Genomic DNA, 14,084 nt, shown 5'->3' on the forward strand with positions numbered 1-14,084 from the left:
CGACGCGCCATGCTGATCCGCCTGCGACGCGGTGCAACGTGCCGGAGGTCACCCACTTGCGTCGGCCGCCGCAGCGCTCGTCGGGGACAGGGGTGCCCACCGCCACCGCGCCCTTCCTCAATCCGCAACCGCGCCCGCCGCCAGTGGCAGCTGCAGGCATACCCGCAAGCCGCCACCCTCGGCATTGGACGCGCCCACCGTGCCGCCGTGCACCCTGGCCACGCGCCGCACGATGGCCAGGCCCAGTCCGTGGCCCTCGGCACGCGCTGCATTGCTGCCGCGGTAGAACGGACGGAACAATTGCTCCAGCTCCTGCGGCGGCACGCCGGGACCGTGGTCGCGCACCGACACGCTGGCCTGGCCATCTGCCGAGTCCAGCGCCAGCACCACCTCGCCGCCGGCCGGGCTGAACTTGATCGCGTTACCCACGAGGTTGTCCAGCGCCCGCTCCAGCAGCATGGCGCTACCCTGCACGCAGGCCGGCTCCGATGCATCCACCCGTACGCGCACATCACGCGCTTGTGCCTCCACTTGCGCGCGCTGCGCACACTGGCGCAGCAATGCCTCCAGCGCCACGGGCTCGCACTGCATGCCGGGCAGGCCACCTTCCAGCCGCGACAGCGCCAGCATCTCGCCGGCCATGCGATCGAGCCGCACGATTTCATGTTCGGCCTGGAGAAAGTAGCGCCCGGCTTCCGTCGGGGCGTCGCTGCGCTGGGCCAGGTCGAGGATCAGGTGCAGCCGCGCCAGCGGCGAGCGCAATTCGTGCGACAGATCCTGCAAGACGCGCCGGTCATGCGTTACCAGTGCCTCGATGCGCTCGGCCATGGCATCGAAATCGCCGGCAAGCTGCGCCAGTTCGTCGCGCCGACCACCGCCTGGATGATTCACGCGTGCCGAAAGCTCGCCCGCTGTCATGCGCCGCGTTGCATCACGCAACGCCTGCACCGGCTTGGCCACGCTGCGCGCCACCCGCCAGCCGACCAGTCCGATGAACAGCAGCGACAGCAGCAATTGCACGCCCAGCAGGATTTTCTCGCGCGTCTGCGGCCGCAGGCGCGTGTGCGAACGGCTGACCGCCACCAACTGGCGCAAGCGTCCGTCGGCACCGGTGACCGGTTGCACCGCCACGTACACACCGCCACCTCGCCATGGCCGCAGCACCACGTCACGGTCGGCCGCCAGCATGGCCGGCAACGATTGCATGATCGACGGCGGCAGACGGATCGGATGCAGCGGCTGGCCATCCTGGTACAACGTGGCTTGCACGCCATCGTGGCGTTGTCGGATCGACCAGTCGCCCAGCCCGGCCACGCCACCCTGCTCGTAGGCTGCATCGGCCGACTGCGCCAGCGCGCTCCAGTCGATTTCCACCGCCGTGGTGTATTCGATGAAGCGCCGGGTGAGAAAACCGCCCAGCACCAACACCAGCAGGTTGACCACGCAAAACCAGACGAGCAAGCGCCAGTAGAGCGAACTCTTGAACGGATTCACGGCGCCACCACCAGCACATAGCCGGCGCCACGCACGGCGTCGATGCGCGGTGCGTCGGCCGAGGCTTCAGCGAGCTTGTGGCGCAAGCGGCTCACATGCACGTCGATGCTGCGATCAAAGCGTTCCAGTTCGCGCCCCAGTGCCAGTCGCGTCAACACGGCCTTGTCCACCAGCTCGCCCGCCCGTTGTGCCAACGCCTGCAGCAACTGGAATTCCGCGCCGGTCAACGCCAGTTCGCAGTCACCGATGCTGGCGCGCCGCTCGCCCGGGTAAAGCACCAGCTCGCCCACCTGCAAGGTGCCGCTGGTGGCTGGGGCCGATCGACGGAGCTGGGCCCGTACCCGCGCCAGCAGCTCGCGTGGCAGGCACGGCTTGGACAGGTAATCGTCCGCGCCCAGTTCCAGGCCCACCACGCGGTCTACCGGCTCGCCGCGGGCGGACAGCATGATCACCGGCAGCCGGTACTGCACGCGCAATTCGCGCAGAGTTTCCAGGCCGTCGCGGCCGGGCATCATCACGTCGAGGATCAGCAGATCGGGACGCAACGCCGGATCGCGCAGGCGTTCCAGCGCCGCCTCGCCATCGTGCACCACATCCACCTCGTAGCTTTCGCGGCGCAGGTACTCGGCCAGCAGGTCGCACAGGGCGCGGTCATCGTCGGCAAGCAGGATTCGGGACATGTCGGGATTATCGATCCATGCACCCAGGACATCCGGGGCTTTACGCATCTTTACGCTTCGGCAAAGAACATACACGCAGAGCTGTCGTCAAATGGAGGCAAGACAATTCCGTCCCCAACGACAGAGGTAATCCCCATGCGCAAGCCCCTCATCCTCGGCCTGGCCCTGACGTCCGCCCTGGCCTTCGGCACGGTCGCCATCGCCGCCCCGATGGGCCACGGCGGCTGGCATCACGGTCACGGCCATGGTCACCACGGCATGTTCGCCCTGCACAAGCTCAACCTGAGCGATGCACAGAAGGCCAGCATCAAGCAGATCATCAAGACCAGCTTCGCCTCGTCCAAGGCGCAGCGTCAGGCCGTGTTCCAGCAGCGCAAGGCATTCGAGTCGCTGACGCCCGACCAGGCCGGTTACCAGGCTGCCGCGGCCAACCTGGCCCAGGCCGAAGCCGATGCCACCAAGGTACACGTGGAACAGCGCGCCAACGTGCGGGCGCAGATCTACGGCGTGCTGACCTCGGCGCAGAAGATGCAGCTGGCCTCGATGAAGGCCCAGCGTGAACAGCGCAGGCAGGAGTGGAAGGCATTCCAGGCCCAGCATCGCGACCAGTCCACCTCGACATCCAACCAGTAAGCGGTAACGTTCATGGCCCCTCTCCACGCGTGGAGAGGGGCCATTTTCATTTGCCGGTTCAGAACCATCGGGCCATTGGATGAAAAACACGTTGGCGCGGAATCCACGCCAACGTGTCGCAGGAACGCAGAAGGCTTAGCGATAACGCCAGTGCGCGCCCACCCAGACATGCTGCGGTGCCCAGTAACCCGGCACCCAGACGCGTGCGCGATGAGCTGGCACGATGATGCAGCCGGTCAGCGACAGGGTACCGCCAAGCAAGGCGGCAGACAGCAGCACGGCGGACATGAGACGGCGCATAAGGCATTCCTCGTGTGGGGTGTGCTTACCCGAAACGCGTCGTCAGCAAAGCCGATGACGGCGCACTCCCCTGTCTGATAGCTGCCGTTCATTCGGCGGGCGGGCGGCCCCCGTCATGCGGCTTCATCGCTTCGCCAACGCCGTCACGGTGTCGCGATAACGTGCGGCAATGCGTGCCTCGTCGTAATGCCTGAAATCCCGCACCACCCAGCGACCGCCACACATCACGTCGCGCACCAGTGGCGTGTTGCCGGCGAACAGGAAGCTGTCGAGCAGCGAGCGCTCGTCGCGCGCGGCGAGCAGTGGCGAGGCATCGTCCAGCACGATCAGGTCGGTGCGCGCACCTTCGCACAATTCGCCGATGGCCATGCCCGAGGCCTGCGCGCCTCCGCGCAACGCGGCGCGCCACAGCGTTTCGCCCACGCTCTCGCCCTCGCCACGCGCGGCGACATTGCGATGGTGCGTGCGCAGGCGCTGGCCGTATTCCAGCCAGCGCAACTCCTCCACCGGCGAGATGGAGATGTGCGAATCCGAACCGATGCCCAGCGTGCCACCGGCATCCAGGTAATCGGCCAGCGGAAACAGGCCGTCGCCCAGGTTGGCCTCGGTCACCGGGCACAGGCCGGCCACCGCACCGCTGCGCGCCAGTTGCTGCGTTTCGGCGTCGGTCAGGTGGGTGGCGTGGACCAGGCACCAACGCGCGTCGACGTCGGCGTGGTCGAACAGCCACTCCACCGGGCGGGCGCCACGCGTGGCGAGGCTGTCCTGCACTTCGCCAAGTTGTTCGGCAATGTGGATATGGATCGGGCCGCGCCGCGCCATGTCGCTGGCGAGCACCTCGCGCAATGCCGTCTCGGGCACGGCGCGCAGCGAATGCAGCGCGATGCCAATACGCACGTCATCGCTTTCATGCGCGCGCAAGGTATCCAGCAGGCGCAGGTAGTCGTCCACGGCATGACCGAAGCGACGTTGCCGCGCCGACAACGGACGGCCGTCGAAACCGCCACTCATGTAAAGCACCGGCAGCAGGGTCAATGCGATGCCGGCCTCGCGCGCGGCTTCGACCAACGCCAGCGACATCGCTTCCGGCTGGGCGTAAGGTGTGCCGTCCGGCTGGTGATGCAGGTAATGGAACTCGCAGACCTGGGTATAGCCGGCCTTGAGCATTTCCACGTAAAGCTGCGCGGCGATGGCCTTGAGTTCCGCCGGGCCGATCGCGGCGGCGAAACCGTACATGGTCTCGCGCCAGCTCCAGAAGCTGTCGTGGCCCTGCCCCTTGCCCGAGTCGCCCGCGCCACGGGAGATTCCGCGGCGCTCGGCCAGCCCGGCCATGGCGCGCTGAAAGGCGTGCGAATGCAGGTTCGGCATCCCCGGCAGCACCCATTCGCCCAGCGACTCGCCCTGGCCGGCAGCCTCCACCGTCACACGTCCGCTGGCGTCCACGCCCAGCGTGGCATCGGCCTGCCAGCCGTCGGATCGCCACAGTCGGCTGGCGTGGAAGTTTCGGGCGGGGGTGGTGTCGCTCATGGGCTTGCCTCGATGACCAGGTGCGCAGTGTAACCGGCGCGCTCGCGCCCGCTTCACCTGCGCCGCAGCATCATTGGGGGATGACGAAAAAGACCAACGAACGCACCCCGAAACTGCTGTTGCGCCAGGCCACGCTCGCCGACGTACCGGCCCTGGCCGTGCTTACCGGCCGTGTCTACACGCCCGAATGGGGCCACTCGGAAGAAATGTTGCGTTCGCAACAGACGCACTTTCCGGAAGGCCAGTTCGTGGTCGAGTACGAAGGCACCATCGTCGGTTATTGCGCCACCTTCCGTATCGACGAAGCCACCGCGCTGGCGCCGCACACCTGGATGCAGATCACCGGTGGCGGCATGGCCTCGCGGCACAAGCCGGATGGTGACTGGCTGTATGGCATGGAAGTGGTGGTGCACCCGGATTACCGCGGCATGCGCATCGGCCAGCGGCTGTATCGCGCACGCAAGCAACTGTGCAGCGAACTCAAGTTGCGCGGCATCGTGTTCGGCGGACGCATTCCTGGCCTGGCGAAGAACATGTCGCGCTACGGCAGTGCGCAGGCCTACGTGCAGGCGGTGGTGGAAGGCCGGCGACGCGACCTTACGCTGAGCTTCCAGTTGTCCAATGACTTTGAAGTCGTCGGTCTGTTGCGCGATTACGTGCCGTCGGACCATGAATCGCTGGGCTACGCGGTGCACCTGGTGTGGCGCAATCCGCGCCTGCTCGACCAGCCGGACATTCCCTCGATCGCCACGCCGCAACGCCTGCCCGACTCGGTGCGCGTGGCCTCGGTGCAATACCTGCAGCGGCGCATCGCCTCGTTCGAGGAGTTCGCCACCCAGGTGGAATACTTCACCGACATCGCCGCCGACTACAACGCCGATTTCGTCACCTTCCCCGAGCTGATCACCCTGCAGCTGCTGTCGATCGAGAACACCGAACTGTCGCCGGTGGAATCGATCCGCAAGCTCAGCGCCTGGACGCCACAGGTGAAGGAACTCTTCAGCCGTCTGGCGGTGCGCTACAACATCAACATCATCGCCGGCACCCATCCCACCGAGCAGGCCAACGGCGACATCCACAATGTCTGCTACGTCTGCCTGCGCGACGGCTCGCTGCACGAGCGCGAGAAACTCCACCCCACGCCCAGCGAGCGCACGGTGTGGAGCATCACCGGCGGCGAAAGCGCCGCGACCGTGCTAACCGACTGCGGCCCGATCGGCGTATCGATCTGCTACGACACCGAGTTCCCCGAGGTGGCGCGCCACCTGGTCGACCAGGGCGCGCTGATCCTGTTCGTGCCGTTCTGCACCGACGTGCGCGAGGGCTACCTGCGGGTGCGCTACTGCGCGCAGGCACGGGCGATCGAAAACCAGTGCTACGTGGTGATGTCGGGCAACGTGGGCAACCTGCCCGGGGTCAACAATTTCGACATCCAGTACGGCCAGAGCTGCATCCTCACGCCCAGCGATTTCCCGTTCGCGCGCGACGGCATCGCCGCCGATTCCACCCCGAACATCGAAACCGTGCTGTTCGCCGACCTGCGTCTGGAAAGCCTGGCCCGGGCCCGCAACGCCGGCGCCGTGCAGAACCTCAAGGACCGCCGTTTCGACCTGTACGAGACCCGCTGGTTGCCACGCAACGGGATGAAGTGACTGCGGCAAACCTGCAATACTGAACAGATGCCCGAACCCCAGCCATCCAGTCCCCAGCCATCCGGCAGCCGCCTCCAGTCCGTGCTCGGGCACGAGTTCTTTGCCCCCCAGCAATGGAAGCGACGCATCGCCCTGTGGGCCGGCGCGATCCTGGTGGCACTGGCGGCGATCGTGTTCACCAAGGCCAGCAACTGGTCGTACCACCTGTTCCAGATCATTCTCGGATACGGCATCTGGATTCCGCTGGTGATCACGCCGATCGTGTTCGGACTGCTGGCATGGGCCACCGAAGGGCGCCTGAGCGCGACGCGCGGCAGCGGTATTCCGCAGGTGATCGGCACCCTGCACATCGAGGATGAAAGCTTTCGCCAACGCATGCTGGCGTTGCCGGTGGCCGTGTTCAAGATGGCGTTCACCCTGATCGCACTGATGGTGGGTGCCTCCATCGGCCGCGAGGGACCGACTGTACATGTCGGCGCGGGCCTGTTCTATTCGCTGGGTCGACGCTTCGGCTTCACCGACCCCAAGGCCGCTTCGCGCTTCATCCTCGCCGGCGGTGCCGCTGGTATCGCCGCCGCCTTCAACACGCCGCTGGCCGGCGTGATCTTCGCGATCGAGGAACTGGCCGGCACCTTCGAACACCGCTTCAGCGGCTTGCTGCTGACCGCCGTGTTCGTGGGCGGCGTGGTCTCGCTGGGCATCATGGGCAACTACTCGTACTTCGGCGAAGTGCAGGCCAGCCTGCCGCTGGGGCATGCATGGCTGGCGGTGCTGCTGACCGGGCTGGTCTGCGGCCTGCTGGGCGGCCTGTTTGCCCGGCTGATCCTGCTCAGCCGACGCGGCCCGCTGGCCTACATCGGCCGCCTGCGCGCGCATGCACCGGTCCTGTTCGCGGTGGGCTGCGGGCTGGCCCTGGCGATCATCGGCGTGCTCTCGCACGGCAGCGTCTACGGTACCGGCTACATCCAGGCCCGCTCGTTCGTGCAGGAAGCCGCCGTCACGCCCGGCGAAAGCTTCGGCATCGCCAAGCTGGCAGCCAACGTGGTTTCGTACTGGGCCGGCATTCCGGGTGGCATCTTCTCGCCGGCGCTGGCGGTAGGTGCCGGTCTTGGCCACAACATTGCGCACTTCCTGCCCAACGTTCCGGCCGCGTCCGTGGTGCTGCTGGGCATGAGCGCCTACCTCTCCGGCGTCACTGGCGCACCGCTGACCTCGGCAGTGATTTCGATGGAACTGACCGACAACCAGAACATGGTGATACCGATCATGGCCGCCTGCCTGCTGGCCCGCGCGGCAGCCTCGATCTTCAGCCCGACGCCGGTGTACAAGGATTTCGCCGAGCGCATGGTGCAGGACTTCGAACACCAGCAGGCCGCCCACGCCAGCGCGACCGAGCGAGCCCGCGCGGAAGCCGAGGCGGCTGCGCTGGCAGGCAACACCAGTGCGTTCGATGAGCGCGCTGCACCGGCCGAAGACGCGAAAGACGAGAAAGCGGACGAACGATCCGAATCATGAGCAAACCACACTGGGACCTGCTGCTGATCCATGCCACCCTGGCGACATTCACCGATGGCGCCCCCTGCGGCCTGCTGTCCGATGCCGCACTGGCTTGCGCCGACGGTCGCATCGCCTGGATCGGTCCGATGGCCGAACTGCCTGCCGATGCGCGGGCGGAGCATGTCGAGGACGCCGGCGGCCGACTGCTCACCCCGGGCCTGATCGACTGCCACACCCACCTGGTATTCGGTGGCGATCGCGCGCATGAGTTCGACCTGCGCCTCAACGGCGCCGGCTACGAGGAAATCGCGCGCGCCGGCGGCGGCATCGTGTCCAGCGTGCGCGCCACCCGTGCGGCCGACGAAGATGCGCTGTTCGCCCAATCGCTGCCGCGTGCGCGCGCCCTGCTCGCCGACGGCGTGACCACGCTGGAGATCAAGTCCGGCTACGGGCTGGCGCTGGACACCGAGCGGCGCATGCTGCGCGTGGCGCGACGCATCAGCCGCGAACTCGGCATCAGCGTGCGCACCAGCTTCCTCGGCCTGCACGCACTGCCACCGGAATACAAGGATCGTCGCGACGATTACGTGGCGCTGGTCTGCGACGACATGTTGCCCGCGCTCGCCGCCGAAGGGTTGGTCGACGCGGTGGACGCGTTCTGCGAAGGCATCGGTTTCAGCCATGCGGAAACGCAGCGCCTGTTCGAGCGCGCGAAGCAACTTGGCCTGCCCGTGAAACTGCATGCCGAGCAGTTGTCGGATCTAGGCGGCGCGGCCTTGGTGGCAGCCTTCGACGGACTGTCCGCCGATCATCTGGAATACCTGGGCGACGACGGCGTCGCCGCGATGGCGAAAGCGGGTACCGTCGCCGTACTGCTGCCCGGCGCGTTCTACGCGTTGCGCGAAACCAAACTGCCGCCGCTCGCCGCCCTGCGCGAGCACGGCGTACCCATCGCCATCGCCACCGACTGCAACCCCGGCACCTCGCCGCTGCTGTCGCTGCGGCTGGCCGCGAACATGGCCTGCACCCTGTTCCGCCTCACCCCCGAGGAAGCCCTGCGTGGCGTAACCGTGAATGCCGCCCGCGCGCTCGGCCTGCCCGACCGCGGCAGCCTGGCCGTGGGCCAGCGTGCCGACCTGGTGCTGTGGAACGCCAGCCAGCCCGCCGAGCTGTGCTACTGGATCGGCGGCAACCTGGTGCGGCAGATGTGGCTGGGCGGCGAAGCGATCGTTCCCGTGCCCTGATCCCCACAGTCCCGCGCCCACAAAAAAGCCCGCCGAAGCGGGCTTTTTTCGAAGGTCGCCGGGTTCAGGCCGACTTCTTCTTCGGCGCTGCCTTCTTGGCGGCGGCTGGCTTGGTCACGGTCGGCTTGGCACCGGCCACGGCCGGCTTGGCGACATGTGCACGGCTGTTGCCGTAGCTGCCGCGGTACGTCTTGCCGCGAAGGGTCTTGCGATCGCCCTTGCCCATGAAGAACTCCTTGATTCGCAATGGTGTTGATGGCCAATCATCGTAGCAGTGAGCGGCCAAAGCGCAAGCCTCGACGTCGCTCAGCGGCAAGCGCTGCCGCGGCCATGATCCGCGCAGCCCGAATCGCCATCCGGACACGCGCCCGGATCGATCTGCACGGTCACGTGGCGGATATCGAAACGATCCCGCAGCACCTGCCGGATCGTCGCCAGCACGGTTGCGCCATCGCCACCTTCGTTCAGGTCCACATGCAGGGTCGCCATGCGCGAACCCGAAGCCAGTTGCCAGACGTGGAGATGATGCACGTCGCGGATCGCCGTATCGGCCTCGCGCAGCGAAGCCTCCACTTCACCGGCGTCCACCCCTTCGGGCATGCCTTCCAACAGGATGTGGACGGAACGCCGCAGCAGCCGCCAGGCACTGCCCAGAATCAGCAGCGAAACCAGCAGCGACAGCAGCGGGTCCGCCCAGTTCCAGCCCAGCCAACGCACGGCCAAAGCGGCCAGCACCGCACCGACCGAACCGAACAGATCGCCCAGCACATGCAGGCTGGCGGCGCCCATGTTGACGTCGTCATGGGCATGCCCGTGCAACAAGCGCAGCACCAGCAGGTTGATCACCAATCCGAGCAATGCCGCAGCCAGCATCACGCCGGAGAGAATGTGGATGCGGTCCAGGTGCGACAAACGCACGACCGCCTCCCACGCAATGAAGCCCACCAACACGAACTGGACCAGCGAATTGACGAAGCCAGCCAGCACTTCCGTTCGACCGTAGCCGTAACTGCGCCGGGCATCGGCCGGGCGACGCGCCAGCCACGCCCCGACAAACGCCAGCAGCAGCGCCAATGCATCCACCAGCATGTGGCCCGCATCGGCCAGCAAGGCCAGCGAGCCTGACCACCAGCCGCCTGCCGCCTCGATCGCCAGCATCAGCACGGTCAGCACGAAGGCGAGCAGCAGCTTGCGTTCGCGACCGTCTACCTGGATGGCGTGATCGTGATCGTGGTCATGCTCGTGGGCATGGCCGGGCGCGGATTCGTGGCTGTGGACGTGATTCATGGCCGCGATGCTAGGAAGCACAGGCACCGTTACACAATCACCGCACGCGCGGCTTCATTCAATGTGCGTGGCGGATGCTGTGCACGTGGCCGGCCTGTCGATCCAGCCGCAGGTTGACGAAGTGCGCCGACGCCACCAGCAGGCCACCACACGTCACCATCACGCTGTGCAACACGATGGAATAGTGGGTCGCGAAAATGACGCCCACCAACAGCAACAGCAGCCCCGGCAATGCCAGGCACAACGGCAGCGGGCGGCCGTGGCGCCGATACCCGCTGACCAGGGTGGCCGTCGCCAGCATGCAGGCGAACAACACGAAGTTGCGTTCGAAGGTATGGCTAGCCAGGAAATCCAGTCCCAGCAGCGGCAACAGCGCCAGCACGAAAGGCAGCAGTGCGCAGTGAATCGCACACAGGAACGCCGCCGTCGCACCGAGACGGTCGGCGATACGCCAGACGCTGCGTTCGTTTTGGGGAGGCTTGGCCATGGAGGAATGCCGGTGCGGAGGATGCGTAATGTTATTCTATAACATATTCGGACGGCGAGACCAGCACGCCTCGCGGCCCGCCTGTTCAGGCATCGACACGATCGGCGAAGGCGGCAAAGCGGTGCAGCGCATCAGCATCCAGCCGGGCCGTCGCCATCGGCGGATTCACCCGCCGGTGCCGCTCCTGCACTGAACCGGCACGCTCAGCTGCGGCGGCACTGCTTGCAGATGCCGTGCACTTCCAGGGTCTGCGCCTGCGGGCGAAACCCGAACGCTTTCGCCTGCGCCTCGATCAGCTCGGCCACGTGCGGGTCACACACTTCCTGCGCGCTGGAACACACGTCGCAGATCAGGAACGGCACCTGATGTGCCTCGGCCGGGTGGTGGCAGGAGACGAAGGCGTTGATCGATTCCAGCTTGTGGATGAAGCCGTTTTCCAGCAGGAAATCCAGCGCCCGATAGACCGTGGGCGGCGCCGCGTTGCCGTGCTTTTCGCGCAGGTGATCGAGCAGGTCGTAGGCCTTCACCGGCTTGCCGGCGGCAGCCACCAGCTCCATCACTTCCCTGCGCAACGGGGTCAGGCGCAGGCCGCGTTCCTCACTGGCGTGCTCCACCGCAGCCACCAGTGACTTCGGCGTCTCATGGTGGTGATCGTGGGCGTGTGACTTGTCGGCGGCGCTGTTCACGTAAATCCCCTCAAACCCGTTTGCTGCGCCTGCAAAGGTGAGGGCTGCGCGGCAGAAAGGCAAGCGGGAGCACGTGAACGCATCATCGCGGCAAGGGCGGCGGCCGACGCTTGCGCAGCAGGAACACCAGCCAGCCGATCGGCCCCAGCACGAAAGCCCAGGCGATGCCCTCCGCCAGCCGTCCGCGCCACCAGCCCAGTAGCGCACCCACGGCGATGAAAAGCACGTTCCACCAGAACAGTGCCGCCCACGGCGTCATCGCCAGCAGATTGGCGAAGACGTGCCAGAACGCCCCCGGCGCGGTGAGGTCGACGCCCTGGGTGGCGCGAGCGAGCAGTTCGTTCATGCGAAAAGCTCGCTGCGAGCCATGTCAGCCCCGGGCCCGGACCAGCGCGGCGTCAATGCGCTTCAACGCTTCCTCGCGCCCACACAGATAGATGGTGTGGTCGATCGACGGCGATACCTGCGTGCCGGTCATCGCCACACGCAACGGCTGGGCGATCTTGCCCATGCCCAGTTCCAGCCTGGCGGCCACCTGCTCGATCACCTGATGGATCGGCTCCGGCTGCCATTCGACCGCGGCCAGCAATGCCTTGGCTTCGTCCAGCACGCGCGGCGCGCTGTCGTTCTGCAGGTGCTTGGCGACGGCCTTGTCGTCCCATTCGGTGATCGGGCTGTACCAGATCTTCGCGCGCTCGGCCATTTCCTTCAGCGTGTGCACGCGGTCGCGCAGCGCCACGATCACTTCGGCGGGTGCCGGCCCCTTCGACGCGTCGATGCCGATGCGTTGCAGGTGCCATTCGAATTCCGGCACCAGCGTGGCGGGCTCGTCGGACTTCAGGTAATGCTGGTTGAGCCAGTTGAGTTTTTCGGTGTCGAAGCGCGAGGCCGCCTTGTTGACGTCGGCGGTATCGAACAGCTTCACCATCTCCTCGCGCGAGAAGATCTCCTGGTCGCCATGCGACCAGCCCAGCCGCACCAGGTAGTTGAGGATCGCGTGCGGCAGGTAGCCGTCCTCGCGGTACTCCATCACGCTGACCGAGTTGGTGCGCTTGGACAGCTTCTTGCCTTCCTTGTCCAGGATCATCGGCAGGTGGGCGAACTCCGGCACCGGCGCGCCCAGCGCGTGGTAGATGTTGATCTGGCGCGGCGTGTTGTTGACGTGGTCGTCGCCGCGTATCACCTCGGTGATGCGCATGTCGATGTCGTCCACCACCACGGCGAAGTTGTAGGTGGGCCAGCCATCGGAACGGAAGATCACCAGGTCATCCAGTTCGCTGTTGGCGAACTCGATGCGCCCCTTCACCTTGTCCTCGAACACCACCGAGCCTTCCTGCGGATTGCGGAAGCGGATCACCCGGTTCGGATCCTCGCGGAAGGCTTCGTTGCGGTCGCGGTAATAGCCGTTGTAGCGGGGCTTTTCGCCCTTCGCCATGGCGGCATCGCGCATCGCCTCGATCTCGTCCTTGGACTCGTAGGCGTAGTACGCCTTGCCCTCGGCCAGCAGCTTTTCGGCCACTTGCTTGTAGCGGTCCAGGCGGTGGGTCTGGTACACCGGCGCCTCGTCGGCATCCAGGTCCAGCCAGTGCATCGCATCCAGGATGGCCTTCACCGCTTCCTCGGTGGAGCGTTCGCGATCGGTATCCTCGATGCGCAACACGAACTCGCCACCACGCCGCCGCGCCTCCAGCCAGCAATACAATGCGGTGCGTGCGCCACCGATGTGCAGGAAACCGGTGGGGCTGGGGGCGAAACGGGTGCGAACGGTCATCGGGATTCTTCGAAGGAAACGGAACTGAACCATGGATTTTAGCCGATACGGCGGCCTCCGCCGATGTGCGTTGCTGGCCGCGCTTGCGCTGGGTGCGATTGCCGGGCTTCCGGCCCTGGCCCATGCCGACGACAACCCGGGCTACGACCGCCCCGGCCTGGGCTTCACGCCTGCCGTGCTGGGCGCGGGCGACGTGACGCTGGAACAGGGCCTGCCGGACTGGAGCCGCGGACAGGGTGGCGGCATCGGCAGCTCGCAATACACCGCCGACACGTTGCTGCGAGTGGGCCTGGGCGGCCCGCTGGAACTGCAACTGGGCAGCTCGTACAACCGCCTGTATCCGCTCCCGACCCACAGCGGTGCCCGCTACGGACGCGGCGACAGCAGCGTGGCCATGAAATTCGCCCTGCCCGCTTCCGGCGCCTTCAGCTGGGGGCTGCTTGGCAGCGTGGAATTCACCGACGGCGCACGCGATTTCCGCAACGACCATCGGCAATACCTGCTGGGCGCCGACTTCAACTGGCAACTGGATCCGCGCAATGCATTGGGCATGTATCTGCAAAACGTGCGCGCCGGCGGACGTGACAGCACGCTGCTTGCGCTCAACGCCAGTCGCGCCCTGACCTCCACGCTCAACGGCTACGTCGAAGTGGCCCAGCAGCATGACGTCAACACGGGCACCGGCAGCATGGCCGGCGCCGGGCTGGCATGGCAGGTCACCCCGCGCGTGCAGCTCGACGGCAGTGTCCGCCACCGGCTCGCCGGCCACGCCGATACGTGGGAAGCCGGTATCGGCGTCTCGGTGTATTTCGGCCGCTGAGCACGC

General features: G+C 66.5%; 15 protein-coding genes. 5 read left to right on the forward strand and 10 right to left on the reverse strand.

Annotation, left to right across the window (positions count from 1 at the left end):
* Positions 1-117: 117 nt before the first annotated feature.
* Together BMY90_RS12315 and BMY90_RS12320 are read right to left on the reverse strand one after the other, a co-directional pair.
* Positions 118-1,494, reverse strand: a complete 1,377-nt coding sequence (locus tag BMY90_RS12315; RefSeq protein WP_092704325.1) for a HAMP domain-containing sensor histidine kinase — start codon at positions 1,492-1,494, stop codon at positions 118-120.
* The gene (locus tag BMY90_RS12320; RefSeq protein WP_092704327.1) at positions 1,491-2,174 is read right to left on the reverse strand and encodes a response regulator transcription factor; all 684 of its coding nucleotides are present in this window, start codon (positions 2,172-2,174) and stop codon (positions 1,491-1,493) included. The genes BMY90_RS12315 and BMY90_RS12320 overlap by 4 nt, the downstream gene beginning before the upstream one ends.
* A 135-nt stretch (positions 2,175-2,309) precedes the next feature.
* Between BMY90_RS12320 and BMY90_RS12325 the strand changes: the two genes are divergently transcribed.
* On the forward strand, positions 2,310-2,807 hold the full coding sequence (locus BMY90_RS12325) for a Spy/CpxP family protein refolding chaperone (RefSeq protein ID WP_092704329.1): 498 nt from the start codon (positions 2,310-2,312) through the stop codon (positions 2,805-2,807).
* 135 nt (positions 2,808-2,942) lie between these two features.
* Here BMY90_RS12325 and BMY90_RS17250 read toward each other — a convergent pair whose 3' ends face one another.
* Both BMY90_RS17250 and BMY90_RS12330 read right to left on the reverse strand, forming a co-directional pair.
* On the reverse strand, positions 2,943-3,107 hold the full coding sequence (locus BMY90_RS17250; RefSeq protein WP_157617978.1) for a YXWGXW repeat-containing protein: 165 nt from the start codon (positions 3,105-3,107) through the stop codon (positions 2,943-2,945).
* Positions 3,108-3,230: 123 nt separating this feature from the next.
* A complete protein-coding gene (locus BMY90_RS12330) occupies positions 3,231-4,634 on the reverse strand; it encodes a formimidoylglutamate deiminase (protein WP_092704331.1) in 1,404 nt (467 codons plus the stop codon).
* 80 nt (positions 4,635-4,714) lie between these two features.
* On the opposite strand from BMY90_RS12330, the gene BMY90_RS12335 reads away from it, so the two are divergent.
* From BMY90_RS12335 to hutI, 3 genes are read left to right on the forward strand one after another with little or no spacing between them, the layout of a single operon-like run.
* On the forward strand, positions 4,715-6,286 hold the full coding sequence (locus tag BMY90_RS12335; protein ID WP_008207749.1) for a bifunctional GNAT family N-acetyltransferase/carbon-nitrogen hydrolase family protein: 1,572 nt from the start codon (positions 4,715-4,717) through the stop codon (positions 6,284-6,286).
* A gap of 27 nt (positions 6,287-6,313) precedes the next feature.
* Positions 6,314-7,801 carry a chloride channel protein gene (locus tag BMY90_RS12340; protein WP_092704333.1) on the forward strand — a complete coding sequence of 496 codons (1,488 nt, stop codon included), beginning with the start codon at positions 6,314-6,316 and terminating at the stop codon, positions 7,799-7,801.
* Complete coding sequence (gene hutI, locus BMY90_RS12345; RefSeq protein WP_175481567.1) at positions 7,798-9,027, forward strand: imidazolonepropionase; 1,230 nt, start codon at positions 7,798-7,800, stop codon at positions 9,025-9,027. The genes BMY90_RS12340 and hutI overlap by 4 nt, the downstream gene beginning before the upstream one ends.
* 64 nt (positions 9,028-9,091) lie before the next feature.
* On the opposite strand, the gene BMY90_RS12350 is transcribed toward hutI, so the two are convergent.
* From BMY90_RS12350 to gltX, 6 genes are all read right to left on the reverse strand, one after another.
* Positions 9,092-9,253 (reverse strand): 30S ribosomal protein THX, encoded by a 162-nt coding sequence (locus BMY90_RS12350; RefSeq protein WP_008207743.1) that lies wholly within the window; start codon positions 9,251-9,253, stop codon positions 9,092-9,094.
* An 80-nt stretch (positions 9,254-9,333) separates the two neighbouring features.
* A complete protein-coding gene (locus tag BMY90_RS12355) occupies positions 9,334-10,314 on the reverse strand; it encodes a cation diffusion facilitator family transporter (RefSeq protein ID WP_092704337.1) in 981 nt (326 codons plus the stop codon).
* A gap of 58 nt (positions 10,315-10,372) precedes the next feature.
* Positions 10,373-10,801 (reverse strand): MerC domain-containing protein, encoded by a 429-nt coding sequence (locus BMY90_RS12360; RefSeq protein WP_092704339.1) that lies wholly within the window; start codon positions 10,799-10,801, stop codon positions 10,373-10,375.
* A 203-nt stretch (positions 10,802-11,004) separates the two neighbouring features.
* Positions 11,005-11,487, reverse strand: a complete 483-nt coding sequence (locus BMY90_RS12365) for a transcriptional repressor (protein WP_008207736.1) — start codon at positions 11,485-11,487, stop codon at positions 11,005-11,007.
* Positions 11,488-11,569: 82 nt separating this feature from the next.
* Complete coding sequence (locus tag BMY90_RS12370) at positions 11,570-11,833, reverse strand: hypothetical protein (protein ID WP_008207733.1); 264 nt, start codon at positions 11,831-11,833, stop codon at positions 11,570-11,572.
* A 24-nt stretch (positions 11,834-11,857) separates the two neighbouring features.
* A complete protein-coding gene (gene gltX / locus BMY90_RS12375; RefSeq protein ID WP_092704341.1) occupies positions 11,858-13,258 on the reverse strand; it encodes a glutamate--tRNA ligase in 1,401 nt (466 codons plus the stop codon).
* A gap of 31 nt (positions 13,259-13,289) precedes the next feature.
* On the opposite strand from gltX, the gene BMY90_RS12380 reads away from it, so the two are divergent.
* Complete coding sequence (locus tag BMY90_RS12380; RefSeq protein WP_245735039.1) at positions 13,290-14,078, forward strand: transporter; 789 nt, start codon at positions 13,290-13,292, stop codon at positions 14,076-14,078.
* Positions 14,079-14,084 lie beyond the last annotated feature (6 nt).

This window comes from Rhodanobacter glycinis, from assembly GCF_900114325.1.
Classification (GTDB): domain Bacteria; phylum Pseudomonadota; class Gammaproteobacteria; order Xanthomonadales; family Rhodanobacteraceae; genus Rhodanobacter_A; species Rhodanobacter_A glycinis.